The 5,418-nt window shown below is 69.0% G+C and carries 4 protein-coding genes and 1 pseudogene; 2 read left to right on the forward strand and 3 right to left on the reverse strand.

Annotation, left to right across the window (positions count from 1 at the left end):
* From JMF90_RS22425 to xylA, 3 genes are all read right to left on the reverse strand, one after another.
* A partial coding sequence (locus tag JMF90_RS22425) for a substrate-binding domain-containing protein (protein WP_201325443.1) occupies positions 1-713 on the reverse strand: 713 nt, incomplete at its 3' end.
* A gap of 88 nt (positions 714-801) precedes the next feature.
* Positions 802-2,280, reverse strand: coding sequence for a xylulokinase (gene xylB, locus JMF90_RS22430; RefSeq protein WP_011549897.1), 1,479 nt, complete (start codon positions 2,278-2,280; stop codon positions 802-804).
* A gap of 4 nt (positions 2,281-2,284) precedes the next feature.
* Complete coding sequence (xylA, locus tag JMF90_RS22435) at positions 2,285-3,607, reverse strand: xylose isomerase (RefSeq protein WP_011549898.1); 1,323 nt, start codon at positions 3,605-3,607, stop codon at positions 2,285-2,287.
* 273 nt (positions 3,608-3,880) lie between these two features.
* Here xylA and JMF90_RS22440 point away from each other — a divergent pair, with 273 nt between their 5' ends.
* Positions 3,881-5,074 (forward strand): DNA-binding transcriptional regulator, encoded by a 1,194-nt coding sequence (locus JMF90_RS22440; protein ID WP_011549899.1) that lies wholly within the window; start codon positions 3,881-3,883, stop codon positions 5,072-5,074.
* Positions 5,075-5,101: 27 nt separating this feature from the next.
* Positions 5,102-5,418, forward strand: a pseudogene (locus tag JMF90_RS22445) (galactose-1-epimerase); the annotation flags it as partial.

The following is a 5,418-nucleotide window of genomic DNA, read 5'->3' on the forward strand; positions in this document are numbered from 1 at the left end:
TGGATCGCGCCGCCGGCCGTGCCGTCGTTCGACGCGACGATCGCATCGATCTTGTTGTTGTTCGCGGTCAGCGCGTCCTCGACGATCCGCAGCGCGGTCGAGGCGCTCCATTCGGGCACCCACTGCTGGCCGACCACCTTGATGTCACCGCGGTCGATCGCCGGCTTGAGCACCTTCAGTTGTCCTTCGCGCAGCATCTTCGCGTTGTTGTCGGTCGGCGCGCCGCCCAGCAGGAAATAGTTGCCCTTCGGCTTCGCGTCGAACACGCCCTGCGCCTGCAGCTCGCCGACCTTCTCGTTGTCGAACGAGATGTAGGCGTCGACGTCGGCGTCGAGGATCAGGCGATCGTACGACACGACCTTGATGCCGGCCTTGCGCGCTTCGGCGACGACGTTGCCGAGCGTCTTCGAGTTGAACGGCACGATCACGATCACGTCGACGCCGCGCGAGATCAGGTTCTCGATCTGGGAAATCTGCCGCGCCTCGTTCGCATCGGCCGACTGCACCGACACCTTCGCGCCGAGCTTCGTCGCGGCCGCGACGAAATAGTCGCGATCGCGCGACCAGCGCTCGACGCGCAGGTCGTCGATACAGAAGCCGATCTCGGGCTTGTCCTTGCTCGCGTGGGCGAGCGGCGAGCCCAGCGCGAGGATCGCCAGCGCGGCGGCGCCGGCAAGGGAATGCAATACGGTACGACGCGTCACGGTTTTCATGTCTCCAGACTCCTTGTTATGGAACCACCTCACGAACCGCGGGCGGCCGCCGGATTGCACCGCCCGCATCGAGTCACTGCAATGTGCGTCAGGCGCCCGTCGCAAACACCGGTTCGAGCGCACGGTACAGCGCGCGAAACGTCGGCCGCCGCACGTCGCGATACCACGCGTGCCGCTCGGGATCGGGCTCGCGCACCGCGACGACGGGCGGCTGCGGGCACACGTCGCCGAGCCGCGCATGCGGTTCGAGCGCGAGATGCGCGAGGCGCGCGGCGCCGAGCGCCGGCCCCACTTCGCCGCCCGCGCGCAGCGTCAGCGCACGGCCGCTCAGGTCGGCGAGCATCTGCGTCCAGTACGCGCTGCGCGAGCCGCCGCCGATCACCGTGATGCTGTCGGGTGCGAGCCCGGCCGCATGCAGCGCGTCGATGCCGTCGAGCAGCGCGAAGCCGACGCCTTCGAGCGTCGCGTTCGCGAGATCGGCGCGCCGCGTGTCGGGCGTGAGCCCGTAGAACACGCCCTTCGCGTTCACGTCGTTGTGCGGCGTGCGCTCGCCGCTCAGATACGGCAGGAACCACGGGCGGCTCGCGCGTGCGTTCGTCTCGGCGTCGTCGAGCAGCGCCGCGACGCCGTCGTAACCGGCCAGTTGCGCGGTGAAGTCGACGCAGCCGGCCGCGTTCAGCATCACCGACATCAGGTGCCACGTGTCCGGCAGCGCATGACAGAAGCTGTGCACCGCCGATTCGGGATTCGCGCGAAACCCGTCCGACACCGCGAAATACACGCCCGACGTACCGAGCGACAGCAGCGCGTCGCCGGGCCGCACGATCCCGACGCCGACCGCGCCGGCCGCGTTGTCGCCGCCGCCGGCCACCACCGGGATCTCGCGCAGGCCCAGCGCCCGCGCGACGGCCGGCAGCAGCGTGCCGGTAATGCGGTTGCCTTCGAATACGGGCGGCATCTGCGTGCGCGACAGCCCGCAGGCGGCGAGCAGCGTGTCGTCGTAGTCGCGCTTCGCGACGTCCAGCCACAGCGTGCCGGCGGCATCCGACGGATCGGTTGCGAACGCGCCGGTCAGCCGGTAGCGCAGATAATCCTTCGGCAGCAGCACGTAGGCGACGCGTGCGAACACGTCGGGCTCGTGACGACGCACCCACAGCAGCTTGGGCGCGGTGAAGCCCGGCATCGCGATGTTGCCGGCCACCGTGCGCAATGCGGGCGCGAGCCGTTCGAGTTCCGCACACTCCGCGTCCGCGCGGCCGTCGTTCCACAGAATCGCGGGGCGCAGCACGTCGCCATGCGCATCCAGCAGCGTCGCACCGTGCATCTGCCCGGTCAGCCCGAGTGCGTCGATGTCGCGCGGGTCGATGCCGGCCGTGCGCGCATCCGCGACCAGCGCAGCGAGCGCGCCGCAGGCGGCGTCCCACCAGTCGCGCGGCGCCTGCTCGGACCAGCGCGGCTGCGGCCGGCTCACCGTCAGCGGGCGGCTTGCGCTCGCGCGCACCGCGCCGTCGCGGTCGAGCAGCACCGCCTTCACGCCCGACGTGCCGAGATCGAGTCCGATGTACATGGCGTCAGCGCAGCCCGTAGATCGCCTGGTTCACGATGTTCTCCAGCCGCTCCTGCGCGCCGCTCGCATGCCGCGGGTTCACCCCACGCGCGAGCGCGTCGGCCGCCAGCGATTCCAGCGTATAGCCGCCGGACAGGATCTTGCGGCCGAACGCGTCGTCCCACTGCGCGTAGCGTTGCCGGCGCAGCGCGTCGAGCCGGTCGTTCTCGACCAGCACCGCCGCGCGTTCGAGCGCGAGCGCGAGCACGTCGATCGCGCCGACGTGGCCGTAGAACAGGTCTTCCGGATCGATGCTCTGGCGCCGCACCTTCGCGTCGAAGTTCATCCCGCCGGTCGTGAAGCCGCCGTGGCGCAGGATCTCGTAGAACGCGAGCGTCAGCTCCTCGACGCTGTTCGGGAACTGGTCGGTGTCCCAGCCGTTCTGCGGATCGCCGCGGTTCGCGTCGACGCTGCCGAACACGCCGAGCGCGAAGGCGTTCGCGATCTCGTGATGGAACGAATGACCGGCGAGCGTCGCGTGGTTCGCCTCGATGTTCACGCGAATCTCGTTCTGGAGTCCGTACTGCACGAGGAAGCCGTGCACGGTCGCGACGTCGTAGTCGTACTGGTGCTTGGTCGGCTCCTGCGGCTTCGGCTCGATCAGCAGCGCGCCCTTGAAGCCGATCCGGTGCTTGTGCTCGACGACCATCGACAGGAAGCGGGCGAACTGGTCGCGTTCGCGCTTCAGGTCGGTATTGAGCAGCGTCTCGTAGCCTTCCCGTCCGCCCCACAGCACGTAGTTTTCGCCGCCGAGCCGGTGGGTCGCGTCGAGCGCGTGGCACACCTGGGTCGCCGCCCATGCGAACACGTCGGGGTTCGGGTTGGTCGCGGCGCCGGCCGCGAAGCGCGGGTGCGAGAACAGGTTCGCGGTGCCCCACAGGAGCCGCACGCCACTTGCCTGCTGACGCTCGCCGAGATAGTCGACCATCCGCGCGAAATTGGCTGCGTAGTCGCGCAGGCTGTCGCCTTCCGGCGCGACGTCGGTGTCATGGAACGTATAGAACGGCGTGCCGAGCTTCGTGAAGAATTCGAACGCCGCGTCCGCCTTCTGCCGCGCCCGCTCGAGCGCGTCGCCCGGCTGCTGCCACGGCCGCTGGAACGCGCCCTGCCCGAAGATGTCGTGGCCCGGCCATACGAACGTGTGCCAGTAGCAGACCGCGATCCGCAGATGCTCGGCGAGCGTCTTGCCGAGCACGCGCTTGTCGGGGTCGTAATGGTGATACGCAAGCGGGTTGTCCGACTGCGGGCCTTCGTAGCGAATCGCGGGAATGTGCTCGAAATACGACATGGCGTCTCCGTAGGGGTTCTTGTTGCAGCGCAACGCGCGTCGCGACGACGCACGCGGCCGAATTCGGTTGACTGGATCGTGCCCGCGCGCCTATCGGCCGGCAATTGCGAAATTGCGCAGCGCGCTTGATGTTTCTTGCCAGCCGCTACGTGCGGCACACGTTCCGTCCTACAATCGCCGTACACCACGTACACCAGATATCGCGCGCCGCCGTCCGGGCGCGCCCCGGAGACAACGGCACCGCGCCCGCTAGGCGCGCGCCCCGACACCCAGATGACACGCGCCCCTTCCGCCCAGACACCGCACCGCATCGCGCTGCTGTTCAACGCGAACAAGGTCTACGACCGCGAGATCATCAGCGGCATCGGCCAGTACCTGCACACGACGCGCGTCGTGTGGGACCTGTTCCTCGAAGACGACTTCCGCTGCCGGCTCACCGGGATCGAGCGTTTCGACGGCGACGGCATCATCGCGGACTTCGACGACCCGGCCGTGGCCGACGCGCTCGCCGGTTCGCCGCTGCCGATCGTCGCGATCGGATCGTCGTACGAGGACCCGACGCAGTACCCGGACGATGTCCCATATATTGCGACGGACAACCCGAAGCTCGTGTCGCTCGCCTATACGCACCTGATCGGCGCCGGACTCGCGCACTTCGCGATGTACAGCCTGCCGGTCGCGCAGGAGAACCGCTGGGCGCAGCAGCGCGAACTCGCGTTCGACCGGCTCGCACGCGCGGACGGGCTCGATGCGCCGATCTACCGCGGGCTGTCGACGAGTGCGTCCGGGTGGAATCACGCGATCGAGCAACTGATCGACTGGCTGCATGCGCTGCCGAAGCCGGTCGGCGTGATCGCGGTGACCGATGCGCGCGCGCGGCACCTGCTGCAGGCGTGCCTGATCGCCGGCCTCGCGGTGCCGGAACAGGTCGCGATCATCGGCATCGACAACGATCCGCTCACGCGCACGCTGACGCGCATTCCGCTGTCGTCGGTGATCCAGGGCACCGAGGAAATGGGCCGCACCGCCGCGCACCTGCTGCACCGGATGCTGCGCGGCGCGCGCTTTCCCGGGCAGCGCATTCTCGTGCCGCCGGTCGGCATCAACGTGCTCGAATCGACGCGGCACCAGCCGCTGGCGAGCCCGCACGTGATGCGTGCCCGGCATTTCATCCGCCAGTACGCGTGCCAGGGCATCAAGACCGAACAGGTCGCCGACTATGTCGGCGTGTCGCGCTCGCTGCTCGAGGAGCACTTCCGGCGCGAACTGCAACGCACCGTGCACCAGGAGATCCTGCGCCACAAGCTCGAAGCCGCGCAGGCGCTGCTCGCCGGCCGCCAGGCGTCGAGCGCCGAAGTCGCGATCCGTTGCGGATTCACGTCGCTTCAATACATGTACGCGGTGTTCCGGCGCGAACTCGGCTGTACGCCGCGCGAATACCAGGAACGCGCGGCCGCCTCCCACTGACACCCGCCGCCCATCCGACCTCCACCCATGCATATCGATACCGATTCCTCATACCTGACGCCCGGCGCGGCACGCGTGCTTTCCGAGCCGTGGGGCACGTTGCCCGACGGCGAGCCCGTGCGGCGCTATACGCTGCGCAACGCGCACGGGATGCGCGTCGTCGTCAGCGACCTCGGCGCGACCGTCGTGTCGTGGCTCGCGCCCGATCGCACCGGACGCCTGGCCGATATCGTGCTCGCGCACGACACGCCGGCCGAGTACCTCGAATCCGGCGCCTATCTCGGCGCGACGGTCGGCCGCTGGGCGAACCGGATCGCCGGCGCGCACTTCACGCTCGACGGCGT

Source organism: Burkholderia sp. E168m23 (assembly GCF_016586125.1).
Lineage (GTDB): Bacteria > Pseudomonadota > Gammaproteobacteria > Burkholderiales > Burkholderiaceae > Burkholderia > Burkholderia orbicola.

Bases quoted from the DNA above. Each gene is read 5' to 3' on its own strand.
- xylB (WP_011549897.1), bottom strand. From the start codon at position 2,280: ATGTACATCGGACTCGATCTCGGCACGTCGGGCGTGAAGGCGGTGCTG.
- xylA (WP_011549898.1), bottom strand. From the start codon at position 3,607: ATGTCGTATTTCGAGCACATTCCCGCGATTCGCTACGAAGGCCCGCAG.
- JMF90_RS22440 (WP_011549899.1), top strand. From the start codon at position 3,881: ATGACACGCGCCCCTTCCGCCCAGACACCGCACCGCATCGCGCTGCTG.